Raw genomic sequence first — 15,337 nt, forward strand, 5'->3', positions numbered from 1 at the left:
ATAGTTATTGATCGGCCGTACAAGGCTGACGTTACGCTCCTGTATGTGTTCTATCGCACTGACAGGAGTTGTGCATGTCTGGTTCTTTACACCCCAGTGATATCAACATTCAGGCGATGGTTGCCTTGCAATTCGCCTCGCGCCCTACCTTGCGTAGCGTGCTTGAGCGGCGGATGCTTGAGGTGCTTTTCGCACGTTACCCATCCCTCGCCAGGAACTACCCCGGCCTGGTCTCGGCCAGTCAAATCAGCCTGATGGTGCCCGAAAGGCGTGAGAATCGCCTGTTCTATTCGCGCCAGTCACTGCTTGATGTCTTCATGCTGCATTTCGCACAGGGCAAAACGCTGGTATTTGCCAATGAGACTCAGGAGGCCTACCGGCTCAGCTATGACTACCCCGCAGTCATGCAATCGGGTGACCTGAAGAATCGTCTGGACATGGAGGATGTGGCTCAGTCGCTGAATGAGTTGCAGGCGACGATTCATATCAATTTGCAACAAGCCTTGGTCGATTACTGGCAGCAGACGGGCAGCACACAGGTGCCACGGACGCTGTGGCTCAGCGAGGTGCTCAAGACCGTTTTGACTGCAAGCCAGTCCACTGCAGAGTTAGGGCGTGAGGAGCGTGCTGCACTGTCCCAAGTCGTCGAAGTACCGATGAAAATGAGTCGACAGCGGCGCTATGGCAATGACTGCACGCAAGCCTACCTGATTGATATCCATGTGGATGGGGCTGCCGGTCCCTATGCCTTGCTGAGTGGTGACGTGCTGTTGAAGTCTCGGGTAGACGGGCACGACAGGTTCCTCTGGTGTCAGCCTTCGGGGCGGGTGGAATCGTTTACCCGCGAAGAGGCGTTTTCCGAGGCCTTGCATGCGTGGGTCGCCAAGCGTTTCGTGGTGTCTCAGGTTACCTGGAGCTGTCATGAGCCTGAAGAAAACCTGTTCGAGGTTCAGGCCAGTGTACTGTTGAATCGTCAGTTAGAGGCATTGACGCCGTTGGCGTCGCGTCGATTTGCCGATGTGCAGGCGCTGGAGCAAGGCTTTAGTGCGCTCACGGATCCTTCGGTGTTCTTCCAGCCCACCGCGCTGCTGACGGTGGTGCCACAGGCCGTACTCAGCGACAGCCTGCCAGACTGGTTAAGTGATGCCTCGGCATCCGATCAGTTTGCTTATATGGGCCTTTTGCTGGGGCTGGCCAATGCGCAGGCAACGTCTCGCGGGCAATCATTTCTTTATGATGTGCCGAGCTTGAAGGCTTTTACCGCTCAGTCACTGCGCGATCAGCTACTGAATGATCACCCATCGGACGGCGACTACTTTGCGGATGATCTGATACTGACGTTCGCGATTGCCGAAGGGCAACTGGGTACAGCTGGCATGATCAGGCACGAGGCCATGACCTTTACCGACTATGCCATCGGCAATCTGGTCTCAAAGCCCAGTGGCACTGTGGTCATCAGCCATCGGAACGACAAGCCGATCATGGCCTGGATGACGCCTGAGTACATAGATGAACTGGTGCAACGGGTGAACATCGGTGAGGTGTACCCCAAGCACGTCGCGGCGTTACTGGGCGACCCTGCCCAGCTCAAGCATCGACAACAGCTGTTTTGCCGTGAGCTTGAAGTGCATTTACTGCTTGTGGCGCTGGAGGCCAAAATCCGTGGGCAGGCCGGTTTCAGTGAAGTGGGCTACAACTATGTGCGGAGTGCGACGCTGGGGTTGAGTGATGATTTAACGGGCGATGAGGCCGCCGTGTTGATCAGGCCGCTTGCCTTCAAGCGCGAGCCTGACAGCGAGGTCGCGGATGAGGTCGTCAATTTCTTTGTCATTGCTCCCCGTGATATGACAACAGGTCCGTGCGTGCTGTACCGGCCGCTTGACACCGAGCAACCGTTGCTACAGTTCCCCAGCACTGAGGCGCTGTTTGATGCCATCAAGGAAGAGGGAGCGTTACAGGAGAGTGTCCTCAGTTGGTTCAGTGATGATACCCGTCAAGTCTACGCCAACGGTGGTTTCGACGAGCCGCACATATCCAGGGTGATCATTGACACTTTATTGCCGCTGGAACGGTCAGCACCTGCTCAGTTGGTTGCGGTGGACGTGGTGGGAACGGCCTGTGAGCGGCTCTTTGAGGGCAATACCCGGATGTTGGTCGAGCTGGCCAACCGAGACTCGGTGTCCAATGCCGAAAGCCGTTGGGCACTGATTAAGAAAGGTGCGTGGCTGGTGTTCGGCGCGGTAGTGCCAGTGCTGCGTGGTCCTGTCGCTGTGGTTATCTGGATCGTTCAACTGTTCAACAGTCTGAGCGAGGATTTCAAGGCGCTGCGCAGCGGGGATGAGTTTCAGCGGGACGCGGCGATTGTTGATTTGCTGTTCAATCTGGGCATGCTCCTGTTGCACCGTGCATCGCCGCCCGGTGAGGTCGCGCCGCCCAAGCCTGTTGCCTTGCCAGAGATTGCCGGCCCTGCGCGCAGGCTTGAGGGTGATGTGGTGCCATTGGTGAAAGTGCAAAAAGACCAGTCGTTCTCGACTACCGCCACGCTTGGTGGCAATGGCACCGCACTGGATTTTTCCTGGAGCAACCCTGCGAACCACCTGAGCGCAGTGCAGCGTGAAAAGCTTCGGCGCTGGCAGGTGGATCCGATGACAGACCTGGGAGGCTATCGCGAGGATGGCGAGGCGCGGGGGCTGTATGGTACCGATGACAACCTGTATGCCAAGGTTGCAGGGGCTGTCTATCGTGTCGACCGGGCGGCAGGGGAGGTCTGGGTGGTCAACCCCATTTACCGTCTTCAGCGTGGCCCGCGGTTGCGGCACCTGTCGGCTGATGAATGGGCGCTGGATTTGAGATTGGCCTTGCGTGGCGGCGGCCCGAAGCGTCAGATCAGTGCATTGGCCGAGGCCAACAAGGCGCATTACGAAGCGACGCTCGAGCAGATGAGCAAGGCCATGCAAGACTACGTGACGGAGAAAGACGCTTTCGAGAAACTGATCGAGACCTCGCGGAGTTTGGCGGCCGAAAAAAACAACGCTGCGAAGACTCTGGCGGGATTCAAGGCCAAGCATGAGGTCGCTGATGGACCGGCCAAGACGGTGCTTGAAGGGGTCATCGCAAAAGTACAAGCGCTTCAGCTTGAGCGGGAAAATGTGCTGGCGGCGCAGTACAAGAACCAGATCACGCATCTACGGCGGATGGTGGATATTCAATGGCAAGTCAGGGACATTGTTATCGACTTGGGTAAGCCTCAATACGCGAAGTTCTATGCGCGCACAGGGGTCTCCAAGAACCTTGACGCGGTGTTGACCCAGTTGGCCATTGATTCTGCCACCCTGTACCAACGGCTTTACCTTTGCACCGATTGGGACACGCTTGCCGAGAGTCGTGAGCGTGTTGTCAGATGGCCGCGTAGTGAGCTTGAAATCGATCATTACAATCAGTTTGTCGATGCTTTGACGACCAACATTCAGGAGCAGAAGGAAATCCTGGACTTCCTGGCGCAACTCGATCATCTGGACGGCCTGCTGGTTGAGGCGGGGTTGAGCGACGCCGTTGCCAAGGTGCGTGCCGAGCGTTTGTTCAGCACGAAAGAGCTTCGCTTTGCCTACCTGACCGACCTTGGCGAGTTGGTCATGAACAGGGCTGCGATGTCCGACCCGGATGACTTCCTGTGGCTGGAACATCTGCTGATCGGTTCGGATTTAAAGCGTGCAGGGTATTCCCATGCCTCCCTGGAGCAGGAGGACGTTTCGCTGTCTGATCGAATCAGCATTTTGAACAGTAGCCTTGAAGTCTATGACACAACGTTACAGATCTGTGAGTTTCTTCAGGAAAACCCGTACGACAACGTGCGTGCCGACGCGCTGGAGCGCTACAGGGCGGAGCTGAAGGATTTGAAACACAGCGCCGAGACAGACTTGGCGCTCGCGATCAGGGCCCAGGAGCTGGATCAACCCCGTACCCCTGCCAGGCCGCGTCCGACGCCGAAGTTTTCCGCCAAATCGCGCACCATCACCACGCATGACCAGCGCGTACTGGTAGGGAAGGAAGTGACCGAGGGTGATCAGGTCTATGTTGAGCAGCGTAATAAGGTGACGGGGGAGCGCCTGAGCCGCTTTCACCAGCATGGTGATCAGTGGGTCGAAGTGGTTGAGCAGGCGCAAGGCAGCAATGAGTTGCCCGCTCCTCAGGAAGGTGCGCCCTCTGCTGATGCATTGCGCCTGGCCAGGGAAAAAGCCAATCGCATGTTGAAAAGGCGTGAAGGTGCGTTGCGCAAACTGCGTGGTTACCTGAAAAAAACCGATTCGCTGAAGAGCCTTGAGCACATTTTTGAGCATGAAGAGCGTAATTTCCGTGAGGCGGCTCAGCAGCTTGAGGCACTAGGGGAGCAGTTGACTGAGGGCGACCAGGGCAAAATCGTCGCGCTTCGTGAGGCGGCTGATGCCCTCCGCGAGGATTTGATTACCTTCTACAAGGAGAGCCCGCCACAGGCTGAAAGTCTGAAGTACCTGTACAAGTATGCAAAGCTGCAGATCGCACGGGTAGGGAGTCGAACGCCGGTCGAAGGGTATGCCAATGACTTCATTGAAAAATATGAAATCAGAACGCAAAAGCTGGAGCCGCTGTGGGAAATACACCTCCACTACCCGGACAATGCCACGCCACGTCGGCAGTTCGTCAAAGGCCACCTGAAGGCCTGGAAGGATCGAAACCTTGGGCGCCGCTATCAGTTGGCCAATGCGCGGGATGACGGAAGCCTCATCAATATCCACCGGGGCGATGTGACGTTGGCTGACGTGGACAAGATACTGCAGCTCGACTGATCGTCGCCTGGAGCACGAGCGGGAGCGTTCAGCGGGCGGGCAGGTACCGGCCATGTTTGCCATGGCCGGGCATGGCCTGGTTGCTGCGTTCGGCAATCATCTGGTGTATTTCAATCCAGGTGATGCCTTGGGCTTTCAGTTTCGGCAGCTCGCGCTCCAGCACGTCAAGTGTTTGCGGGTAAGGGTGGCCAATCAGTACCGCCGAGCCCTGTTTGTGCGCCAGGTCGATGCCCTGTTGCAACTGCGCCGCGATGGCGGCAGTGGTGCGGACATCGTCCAGAAACACATCACGTGAGACGCTGGCCAGGCCCTTTTCCTGGGCCTTGGCTGCGGCCACCGTCCTGGCGCTGGTGCGGCTGTCGACAAAGAACAGATCGCGTTGGTGCAGTTCATCCATCAGCCAACCCATGGCCTCGGGCTCTGCGGTCATCCGGCTGCCCATGTGGTTGTTCAGGCCCGCCGCGAAGGGCACCTTGACCAGGGCGGCGTCCAGGCGGCGCATCAGTTCAGCCTGTGGCATGCCTGGATGCCAGGCATAGGGCCCTGTTGCCGGGTCCATGGGCATGTGCAGAATGACCGTTTTGCCCGCCAGGTGAGCCTGGCGAGCAAGCTCGCTGGCGTGTGGCGTGTCGGGCATCACGGCGAGTGTCACCGGGCCGGGCAGGGCGAGAACACGGCTGTCCCGTGCCGGGTTTTGTCCCAGGTCATCGATGATCAGGCTCAGGTAGGCCGGCGCCGCAGAGGCGGCACCGGCCAGCCCGCACAACAGTACGAGCGCGAGGCAGCGCAAGAACACCTTACTTGTCGCGCGTGATGCTCAAGCCCTTGAGCAGGCTGAGGGCCTGGCTGAGCTGGAAGTCGTCATCCTGCGGCCGTGCCTTGCGTGCGGAGCCTTTGCCCGATGGACGGTCTGCGCCGCCATTGCCATTGCCCAGGTGACCTTGCAGGTCGGCTTCCTTGAAGTTCTCGCTGTCCTGCTCGCTGGTGATCTTGGCGCGGCGCACCTCGATGTCGGGAACAATGCCCTGGGCCTGGATCGAACGTCCGTTGGGGGTGTAGTACAGCGCGGTAGTGATCTTCAGTGCGCGGTCATTGTTCAGCGGCAGTACCGTTTGCACGGAGCCTTTACCGAAGCTGTCGGTGCCCATCAGTACACCCCGTTTCTGATCCTGGAGTGCGCCGGCCACAATTTCGGATGCCGAAGCACTGCCACCGTTGATCAGCACCACCAGCGGCACGCCTTCACTGGCGTCGGCCGAGTCAGCCGAGAAGCGCAGTTCGGAGTTGGCGATACGGCCCTTGGTGTAGACGATCAAGCCCTTGGTCAGGAAGTGGTCGGCCACCTCGACCGCCGACTGCAGTACGCCGCCGGGGTTGTTGCGCAAGTCCAGGACCAGGCCACGCAGTTTCTTGCCGTTGTCCTTGCGCAGCTTGGCCAGCGCCTTGCCGACTTCCTCGCCGGTCTTGACCTGGAACTGGGTGATACGAATGTAGCCATAGCCGTCTTCGAGCATCTGGCTCTTGACGCTCTTGACCTGGATGATGGCGCGGGCCAGTGTCACGTCGAACGGTGTGCCACCATCGCGGACCAGGGTCAGGGTGATTTTCTCGCCGACCTTGCCACGCATTTTATCGACGGCTTCGGTCATGGTCTGGCCACGGGTCGGCTGGCCGTTGATCTTGACGATCAGGTCGCCGGCCTCGATGCCTGCACGGGACGCCGGGGTATCGTCGATGGGCGACACCACCTTGATGAAGCCATCCTCGCTGCCGACTTCGATACCCAGGCCACCGAACTCGCCGCTGGTGCTTTCCTGCAGTTCCTGGAAGTCTTCCGGGCCCAGGTAGGCCGAGTGCGGGTCGAGGTTGCTGAGCATGCCCTTGATGGCATTCTCCAGCAGGGTCTTGTCATCGACGGGTTCGACATAGGCTGCCTTGATGCGGTCCATCACCTCGGCGAAGGTGCGTAGCTCATCGAGTGGCAGTGGCGCCTTGGCGCTGACGGTCGTGGCCGGCATCGCTGCTGGCTGTGCCGGTTCGGCGGCGTTGGCCAGAGGCGCGCCGATGACCAGGGCAGCAGCCAGGGCCAGCGAGGTGAGGCGGGGCGAGTGCAGCATGTCGAACGAACTCCTGATCCGGGTTTCGCCCCGTTCGGGGCATCGGCATGACAGATAGCGGTCAGGCCGTGAACAATAAGGTAATGCCTATCCCTGGGACCTGCACCATTGCGCCGGATCGCTCGGGCGACCCTGCTGGCGAATGGCGAAATACAACGCCGAAGTATTTTGGCCACCGCTGTTGCCGACGGTGGAGATGGCCTCACCGGCTTTGACGATGTCGCCGGCATCCTTGAGCAGGGTCTGGTTATGGCCATAAAGGCTCAAGTAACCGTTGCCATGGTCGAGGATGACCAGAAGTCCGGCACCGCGCAACCAGTCGGCGAAGACCACGCGGCCCCCGTGTACGGCATGCACCTGGCTGCCCGCAGAGGCGCTGATCATCACGCCGTCCCACTTGGCCCGCGAGTCATCGCCACGGGTTTCACCAAAGCGTGCCAGCAAGCGGCCATTGACCGGCCATGGCAGTTTGCCACGAGCTGCGGGAAATGCCCCGCCAAATGCGGCTCCATCACTGGAGACCAGGGGGCCAGGGGTTGTCTGAGGCTTCTTCGGCGCATCGTTTTCACGGGCCGCAAGGGCTTCGCGCTGGCGCTGTTTCTCGGCTTCCTGTTGGGCAAGCAATGCACGCTGGCGTGCTTCTTCGGCCTCGCGCGCCTGACGGGCCAGGGTTTCCTCGATGGTCTTGAGGACGCGGCTCAGGTCAGCCTGCTCTTGCTCGCGCGCCTGTAGCTTCTGGTCACGGGCTTTTACGTCGGTGTCGAGCTTGGCCAGTACCTGCTGGCGTTCCTCACGGACCTTTTCCAGCTCCTGGCGCTGACTGTCGAGGCTGCCTTGCTGGGCCAGTAACTGGGCCTGCTGCAGGGCAATGTCGTTTTCCACATTGGCAAGCTGGCGCAGGGTTTCATTGAAGCTGCGCAACTGGTTCAAGCGCGCCTGACTCAAGTAGTCATAGTAGGTCAGGGTGCGGGCGAATTTTTCCGGGTTCTGCTGGTTGAGTAGCAGTTTGAGGTATTCCTCACGGCCATTCTGGTAAGCAGAACGCGCCTGGATCGCGATCAGGCGTTGCTGTTCAATGCGGGCGCTCTGGAGTTTTTTTTTCTCACTGTTCAGGCGCTCCAGCTCGCCCTCGGTCTTTTTTAGTTCCTTCTGCAATGCCTCCACCTGTTTTTCCAGCTTGCCGATGTCGGTTTCGGTCGAGCGCAGGTCTTTCTGCACGCCGGATTTTTCCTGCTGCAACTGGCCAAGGAGCTTTTTCAGCTCGGCAATATCCTGACGCGTAGCGTCCAGTTGCTGCTGGGTTTGTGCGCGTTCATCGGCGAATGCCGGGCTGAACAGGCAGGTCAGGGCTAGAAGGATCAGGGCGCGAAGCATCTGAAGGGCGATACCAAGAGGGAGACCGGCCTAGTATGCCCGGCACGCGCCGCAAAAAAAACGCCTCAAGGCAACTGCCTTGAGGCGTTTGTCCGGAAAACCGACCGTTATGGCGGGTTTACGCAGGTCAGGCGTCGATCAGGATCGAGGTCCCGGTCATTTCCCGGGGTTGTTCCAGGCCCATCAGTTTCAGCATGGTGGGGGCGACATCTGCCAGTACGCCGCCGTCACGAACGGTGAACGGGCGTTTACCGACGTAGATGAACGGGACCGGTTCGGTGGTGTGCGCGGTGTGCGCCTGCCCCGTGCATTCGTCTTCCATCTGCTCGACGTTGCCATGGTCGGCAGTGATCAGCGCTTCGCCGCCGACCTTCTCCAGTGCTTCGACCAGCCGGCCGACGCAGGTATCCAGGCACTCCACGGCCTTGACCGCAGCCTCGAACACACCGCTATGGCCAACCATGTCGCCATTGGCGTAATTGACCACGATCACGTCATAACGCTGCTGCTCGATGGCTTCGACGATTTTGTCGGTCACCTCGGGGGCGCTCATTTCCGGCTGCAAGTCGTAGGTGGCGACCTTGGGTGACGGGATCAGGATGCGCTCTTCACCGGGGAACGGTTCTTCACGGCCACCGGAGAAGAAGAAGGTGACGTGGGCATATTTCTCGGTTTCGGCGATACGCAGTTGGGTCTTGCCCTGCTTGGCCAGGTATTCCCCGAGCACATTGTCCAGGCTTCCTGGGGCGAAGGCGGCCGGAGCCGGGATCTTTGCCGAGTACTGGGTCAGGCCGATGTAGGCCGCCAGCTTCGGCAGGCGTGCGCGAGGGAATTCATTGAACTCGGTCTCGACGAAGACCCGCGACAGCTCGCGGGCACGGTCGGCACGGAAGTTCATGAAGATCACAGCATCGCCGTCTTCAACCTTGACGGCATCACCAATACGCGTGGCTTTGACGAACTCATCGCTCTCGTCGCGGGCATAGGCTGCTTCCAGGCCAGCCTGGGCGCTGTCGGCGCTGAACTCGGCGACACTGTCGACGATCAGGTTGTAGGCCGCAGCGACGCGGTCCCAGCGGTTGTCACGGTCCATCGCGTAGTAGCGACCGATCAGGCTGGCAATACGGCCCTTGCCCAGGCGGGCGAAGGTGGCGTCGAGCAGTTCGATGGACGATTGCGCACTCTTTGGTGGCGTGTCGCGGCCATCGAGGAAGGCGTGCAGGTAGATTTTCTCTGCGCCGCGCTGAACGGCCAGTTCTGCCATGGCGATCAGGTGGTCCTGGTGGCTATGTACGCCACCATCGGAGAGCAGGCCAAGGATATGTACGGCCTTGCCAGCACCGACCGCCTTGTCCACGGCACCACACAGCACGGGGTTCTGGAAGAACTCGCCGTCCTTGATGGCCTTGGTGACACGGGTGAAGTCCTGGTACACCACGCGCCCTGCACCCAGGTTCATGTGGCCAACCTCGGAGTTGCCCATCTGGCCGTCCGGCAGGCCCACGTCCATGCCGGAGCCGGAGATCAGGCCATGCGGCTGTGTAGCACGCAGGCGATCATAAACCGGGGTGTTGGCCGAGTAGATGGCGTTGTACTCGTGGCTTTCGCTGTGACCGAAACCATCCAGGATGATCAGGACCAGGGGTTTTGGCGTGCTCGTCATGAATCCCACTCGCGCTTGTTCAGATGAAAAAGAAACGCATTTTAGGGCATCTTGGTCCCGGATGACGAATTCCCTTTGTGTGGTTAACGGAATAAGCCGACAAGCTGCAACACATTAAGCGGAATTACTGCAGGCGGGGTCGTCGGGCGGGCTTTGGCCGACCTTGGCGGCTGTGTATACTGGCCAACATTGTGCGACACGTATGTTCGTGTCGTGCTTGGTAGGGAAGCTTCCCTTGACACCAATACCCTTTGATATCAAAGGTTTGAAGTCAGATTAAGCACGAGTACCTGGCTTTGTTCAGGCTCTAGATGACCCGCCAACGGGGATGCGTAATCCCTGCATGTCAGGGTAAATACGTCTCAAATTCGGCCCTTATGGCTTAGAATATGATCTGGAATGCCAGGCAAAATAGCAATTTCGGCCATCGAGATTGTTACTAAATATTTCAAGAGCCCCTGAGGGAATTATGCCCTCCAGAGGGTGCAATTCATCTCCAGGGCGACTTGGCTATTTTGGCCCTCGCCACCGTCGAGAGACGTCGGAGGTGTCTTGTCCAAGCACGGAGCGCAAGCTCCGGTCCGCATTGCTCAATTCCTGTTTCCACAGGTTTATCGAGCCTGACGTGTATCCGTCAGTTCACTAAATCGGCATGCGTCTGGGGCTAACCCGGGGGTGTGAAGCCCGATTTACAATGTCCCCTCTCGCAAGAGAAACATGACTCGGTGACGAATTGTGTGATGCATCCGAATTGCACGGATGTATGGGGGCTAGTGACCAAACCCGCATGGCTAACGCATGTGAATCGTCGATTGAACCCTCGTAACCAGTGACGGGCCTACGGCAATTATTGGCCCCAGCCAAAACGGCAAAGCAGTTGGTCGTCGCAGTAGTGTTATGCGACGCGATACCAGACAACTGCCGGGGGAAAGACGAAGCCTAAACGGGGAATTGATGCGATCCGGGGAACGTGGCAATCCCGACCACCCGCCGACGGCCAGCAACATCGGCACGGGCAGGCATCCCGCAAGGGGCGCTGATGGGTGTGGGGAATGGGAGGATGCAAAAAGCGAATGGTTTCCTGTAATGGGTGACATACCGGTTGAAACATTACCGGCAAGGGAAACCTTGGCTGACGTGCATCTGGTCTACAAGCGCAACGAAAACCGTTGATTCCAACGTAACGATGACCCGAAGGGTGGCTTCTACCCTTCGGGGAAGATCCGTCCTGAAGGTCTAGTCACCATCAGGAGGACAGTATGAAAACGCAGCCAGCAGTAATGGCAACGTCTGCGTCCTTCGACGGGGAAACGACTTGGCACAGTCTCGACTGGGCCAAGATTCTGACCTCCGTTCGGAAAACGCAGTTGAAGATTGCGCAGGCAACAGGGAGCGGTAACTGGCGGAGGGTTAAACGCCTCCAACGGATGCTGACCCACTCGTTTCACGGTCGCGGTTTGGCCGTGCGGCGAGTCACGGAAAATCGGGGTCGCAAGACTCCGGGCGTAGATGGGGAAACTTGGGGATCGCCCCAAGCCAAGCTCCATGCGGTGATGCGTCTGTCGAATAAACGAGGTTATCGTCCCCAGCCGCTTCGGCGGGTGTGGATACCGAAACCTGGCAAGCAGGAGAAGCGCCCATTGGGCATCCCGACGATGTTGGATCGGGCCATGCAAGCTCTTTACCTTCTTGCGCTAGAACCTGTCATTGAAAGCACCAGCGACCCGAAAAGTTATGGCTTCAGGCCTGACCGTTCGACCGCTGATGCGATGACCGAACTTCATGCCTTGCTGTCACGGGAAGTGAGTCCGCAATGGATTCTTGAAGGGGATATCAAAGGGTTTTTCGACAATATCAATCATGAGTGGCTGAGCCGGAATGTCCCCATGGACAAAACGATTCTGCGCCTATGGTTGAGCGCCGGGGTTATCGACCGGGGACAATTCGCGGCTACGGAGGCCGGGACGCCGCAGGGTGGAATCATCTCGCCTTGCTTGGCTAATGCCACTTTAAATGGTCTGGAAACTCAGTTGAAAAGCCATATGGCGCAAAAACTGGGAATCAAAAAGGCCAGAGAGTCGAAGATTCAGGTGGTGCGATATGCGGATGACTTTGTGATTACGGCAGCTTCAAAAGAGCTGCTTGAAAACGAAGTCAGACCTTGGGTAGAACAATTCCTGTCAGTACGAGGGGTTGAGCTTTCTCAAGAGAAAACGCAGATCACGCACATCAATAAGGGCTTCGACTTCCTAGGGTGGAATTTCAGAAAGTATGTGCCGAAATCGCCGTACAGGAAGCCGACACTGTTGATTAAACCCTCGAAGAAAAACGCTTCGGCGTTTTATCGGAAAGTCAGTGAGATCATCTTGAACAGCGGGGCAATGACGCAGGAAGCATTAATCGGCCAACTAAACCCGGTTCTGCGAGGGTGGGCGCAATACCACTCTCCAGCAGTGGCAAAACAAGCCTTCAATAAGCTGGATCATTTGATCCATTGGCGACTTTGGAGGTGGGCTAAGCGCAGACATTCACGAAAGTCCGCAGCATGGATCAGGAAGAAATACTTCTTTTCCATAGACGGACGGAAGTGGGTGTTCGCGCACCCCTATAAAAACAGCAAGGCAGAGATGAAGTACCGTCGGCTATATGCGCTCGCCGACACCGCAATCGTGCGCCACAAACGTCTGCCGGGTGACTACCACCCGTACGACGCGGAACACGAGTTGAAATGGGAGGCTCTACGAGTTCAACGGATGCAGCACAAGCTGCGTTATCGGGGACAGATCCTATGGCTTTTCAAAAGACAACAGGGCAAATGCGTCCTTTGCGGACACGCGATCAGCCGTGATACAGGTTGGCACGACCATCACGTCATCCGACGTGTGGATGGCGGTCCGGACACTCTGGAAAACCGCGTGCTGCTTCATCCCAACTGCCATGCTCTGGTCCACAGCCAGAAAAACGTAGTACTGCCTCATCGAGACTGATAGTGGTAAAGTCTCGCGCAATTTCGTGTGTTGCCGGTCAGGATGGCTGGCTTTTGTAGGCTTGAGCCGTGTGCGGTGAAAGCCGCACGCACGGTTCTTAGGGGGGGGTGGACCAGGAATGGTCTGCTCCTACCCGACTTTAATGGCCCGGAACCCTCTGATGGTTGCTCACCTGATTGAATTCGCCACTAACCACTATTTGCTCGTCGCACTGTTCGCGGTGCTGCTGGTACTGCTGATTCTCACCGAGGCCCGTCGCGGCGGTCGCAGCCTCAGCAGCGGCGAACTGACCGCTCTGGTCAACAGCGAGAAGGGCCTGGTCATCGACATTCGCACCAGCAAGGACTTCGCTGCCGGTCATATCGTCGGCGCCCTGAACATTCCTCAGGACAAGCTGGCTGCACGCATTGGCGAGCTGGAAAAACACAAGGCCAAGACCTTGATCGTGGTCGACAACATGGGCCAGCATTCCGGTACTACCTGCCGTGAGCTGCTCAAGGCCGGCTTTACCGCTGCCAAGCTGTCTGGCGGTGTGTCCAGCTGGCGCGCCGATAACCTGCCATTGGTGAAGTGATCCATGCCTGATGTCATCGTCTACTCCAGCGATTACTGCCCTTACTGCTCGCGCGCCAAGCACCTGCTCCAGAGCAAAGGTGTAGCCTTCGACGAGATCAAGGTTGATGGCAAGCCGCAGCTGCGCGCTGAAATGAGCCAGAAGGCCGGGCGTACATCGGTGCCGCAAATCTGGATCGGCGCTACCCATGTGGGTGGCTGCGACGACCTGTATGCCCTTGAGCGAGCGGGCAAGCTGGACGCTTTGCTCAAGGCTTGATTCAGAACCCCTACAAGACCCTGGAAAGAAGGATCTGTCATGACTGATCAACAGAACAACGGCGCAGAAGCGCTGGATGAGAACGCACCGCAGTTTTCCATGCAGCGCATCTATGTGCGCGACCTGTCGTTCGAAGCGCCGAAAAGCCCGGCGATCTTCCGTCAGCAATGGGAGCCGAGCGTCGCACTGGACCTGAACACCAAGCAAAAAGGTCTGGAAGGCGATTTCCACGAGGTCGTGCTGACCCTGTCGGTCACGGTCAAGAACGGTGAAGAAGTAGCCTTCATCGCTGAAGTGCAGCAGGCCGGTATCTTCCTGATCAAGAACCTCGATGCCGCTTCGATGAGCCACACCTTGGGCGCATTCTGCCCGAACATCCTGTTCCCTTATGCGCGTGAAGCGCTGGACAGCCTGGTGACCCGTGGCTCGTTCCCGGCACTGATGCTGTCGCCAGTGAACTTCGATGCCCTGTACGCCCAGGAAATGGCGCGTATGCAGGAAGCCGGTGAGGCGCCGTCGCTGCAATAAGCGACTGCTGTCACCTGAAAGCGCCCCACGGGGCGCTTTTTTCTTGGTTCAGGCAAAGCCTTGCTGGCGCCAGGCCTCGTAGACGGCCACCGCGACGGTGTTGGACAGGTTCAGGCTACGGCAGCCTTCGCGCATCGGCAGGCGCAGGCGTTGCTCGCTGCTCAGCGCGTCGAGCACTTCGGCTGGCAGGCCGCGGCTTTCCGGACCGAACAAAAACGCATCGCCGGGCTGGAAGCTGGCATCATGGAAGGGCCGCGAGGCCTTGGTGGTGAACGCGAACAGGCGCGGCTGTCCCAGGCTTTCCAGGCAGCTTGGCAGGTCGGCATGACGCTTGAGTGTGGCGTACTCGTGATAGTCGAGGCCCGCTCGGCGCAAGCGCTTGTCGTCCAACTCAAAGCCGATAGGCTCGATCAGGTGCAGGTGGCAGCCGCTGTTGGCGCACAGCCTGATAATGTTGCCGGTATTCGGCGGAATCTCTGGTTGAAATAGGATGACGTGAAACATGCACGGCTCCGGGCAAAAAGACGAAGGGCATTCTACTCCTGAACCGGACCCACGTTCGCAACTCTGGCCGCGAGTGATGTTCTCGCTGGCAATCTTCGGCATGTTGGTCGGGCTGATGATCGGTCGCTTGACGGCGCCCGAGCCGCGGCAGTTGGAGCAGGTCGAGGTCATCGAAGGAGGGCTGAACCTGTGGTTCAACGAAGAACCCAAGCTGCATGGCGAAGAAGTCGAGGGTGCTGTTGCGCTGCTGTTCGAGGCTGATGGGCGGCCTCAGCGTGGTCAGTTGCAACTTGAGGGCAAGCCCGTGAGCTGGCGGGTGCAGAAGACCGATAAGGGCTTGCTGGTGAACCTGGTAGCGGCCCGTCCTCTGCACGGCGATTGGGCCGGTGCAGAGCAGGACGGGCGTTGGCGCTTGCAGGTATTGTTGCGCGAATAAAAGAGGGGATTCCCCGGCCTGCCTGTACCAAGGTCCCCAAAACGGGTGATACCTATGTTATGCACTGTGTGTG

11 protein-coding genes are annotated in these 15,337 nt (G+C 58.5%); 6 read left to right on the forward strand and 5 right to left on the reverse strand.

What is annotated here, in order from left to right; genetic code table 11:
- Positions 1-74: 74 nt before the first annotated feature.
- On the forward strand, positions 75-4,823 hold the full coding sequence (locus CYD26_RS11625; protein ID WP_102052674.1) for a dermonecrotic toxin domain-containing protein: 4,749 nt from the start codon (positions 75-77) through the stop codon (positions 4,821-4,823).
- A 28-nt stretch (positions 4,824-4,851) separates the two neighbouring features.
- Here CYD26_RS11625 and CYD26_RS11630 read toward each other — a convergent pair whose 3' ends face one another.
- The 4 genes from CYD26_RS11630 to gpmI all read right to left on the reverse strand — a co-directional run bounded on the left by CYD26_RS11630 (position 4,852) and on the right by gpmI (position 9,977).
- Positions 4,852-5,619 carry a divergent polysaccharide deacetylase family protein gene (locus CYD26_RS11630; RefSeq protein ID WP_256587553.1) on the reverse strand — a complete coding sequence of 256 codons (768 nt, stop codon included), beginning with the start codon at positions 5,617-5,619 and terminating at the stop codon, positions 4,852-4,854.
- A 1-nt stretch (position 5,620) separates the two neighbouring features.
- Positions 5,621-6,940: a S41 family peptidase gene (locus tag CYD26_RS11635; protein WP_065762004.1), complete on the reverse strand. Its 1,320-nt coding sequence runs from the start codon at positions 6,938-6,940 to the stop codon at positions 5,621-5,623.
- Between the two features lie 87 nt (positions 6,941-7,027).
- Entirely contained in the window at positions 7,028-8,314 is a 1,287-nt protein-coding gene (locus CYD26_RS11640) for a murein hydrolase activator EnvC (protein WP_099773349.1), read from the reverse strand.
- 127 nt (positions 8,315-8,441) lie between these two features.
- A complete protein-coding gene (gpmI, locus tag CYD26_RS11645) occupies positions 8,442-9,977 on the reverse strand; it encodes a 2,3-bisphosphoglycerate-independent phosphoglycerate mutase (RefSeq protein WP_102052675.1) in 1,536 nt (511 codons plus the stop codon).
- 1,259 nt (positions 9,978-11,236) lie between these two features.
- Here gpmI and ltrA point away from each other — a divergent pair.
- From ltrA to secB, 4 genes are all read left to right on the forward strand, one after another.
- Entirely contained in the window at positions 11,237-12,964 is a 1,728-nt protein-coding gene (gene ltrA / locus CYD26_RS11650; RefSeq protein WP_102052676.1) for a group II intron reverse transcriptase/maturase, read from the forward strand.
- Between the two features lie 160 nt (positions 12,965-13,124).
- Positions 13,125-13,538: a rhodanese-like domain-containing protein gene (locus CYD26_RS11655; RefSeq protein WP_065761542.1), complete on the forward strand. Its 414-nt coding sequence runs from the start codon at positions 13,125-13,127 to the stop codon at positions 13,536-13,538.
- A gap of 3 nt (positions 13,539-13,541) precedes the next feature.
- The gene (grxC, locus tag CYD26_RS11660) at positions 13,542-13,796 is read left to right on the forward strand and encodes a glutaredoxin 3 (protein ID WP_065761543.1); all 255 of its coding nucleotides are present in this window, start codon (positions 13,542-13,544) and stop codon (positions 13,794-13,796) included.
- Positions 13,797-13,835: 39 nt separating this feature from the next.
- Complete coding sequence (gene secB / locus CYD26_RS11665; RefSeq protein ID WP_065761544.1) at positions 13,836-14,324, forward strand: protein-export chaperone SecB; 489 nt, start codon at positions 13,836-13,838, stop codon at positions 14,322-14,324.
- Positions 14,325-14,372: 48 nt separating this feature from the next.
- Here the strand turns inward: secB and trmL are convergent, their stop codons facing one another.
- Positions 14,373-14,828, reverse strand: coding sequence for a tRNA (uridine(34)/cytosine(34)/5-carboxymethylaminomethyluridine(34)-2'-O)-methyltransferase TrmL (gene trmL, locus CYD26_RS11670; RefSeq protein ID WP_065761545.1), 456 nt, complete (start codon positions 14,826-14,828; stop codon positions 14,373-14,375).
- Between trmL and CYD26_RS11675 the strand changes: the two genes are divergently transcribed.
- On the forward strand, positions 14,827-15,264 hold the full coding sequence (locus tag CYD26_RS11675; RefSeq protein WP_102052677.1) for a hypothetical protein: 438 nt from the start codon (positions 14,827-14,829) through the stop codon (positions 15,262-15,264). The genes trmL and CYD26_RS11675 overlap by 2 nt on opposite strands.
- Positions 15,265-15,337 lie beyond the last annotated feature (73 nt).

The organism is Pseudomonas sp. FFUP_PS_473 (genome assembly GCF_002858665.1).
GTDB classification, from domain to species: Bacteria; Pseudomonadota; Gammaproteobacteria; order Pseudomonadales; family Pseudomonadaceae; genus Aquipseudomonas; species Aquipseudomonas defluvii.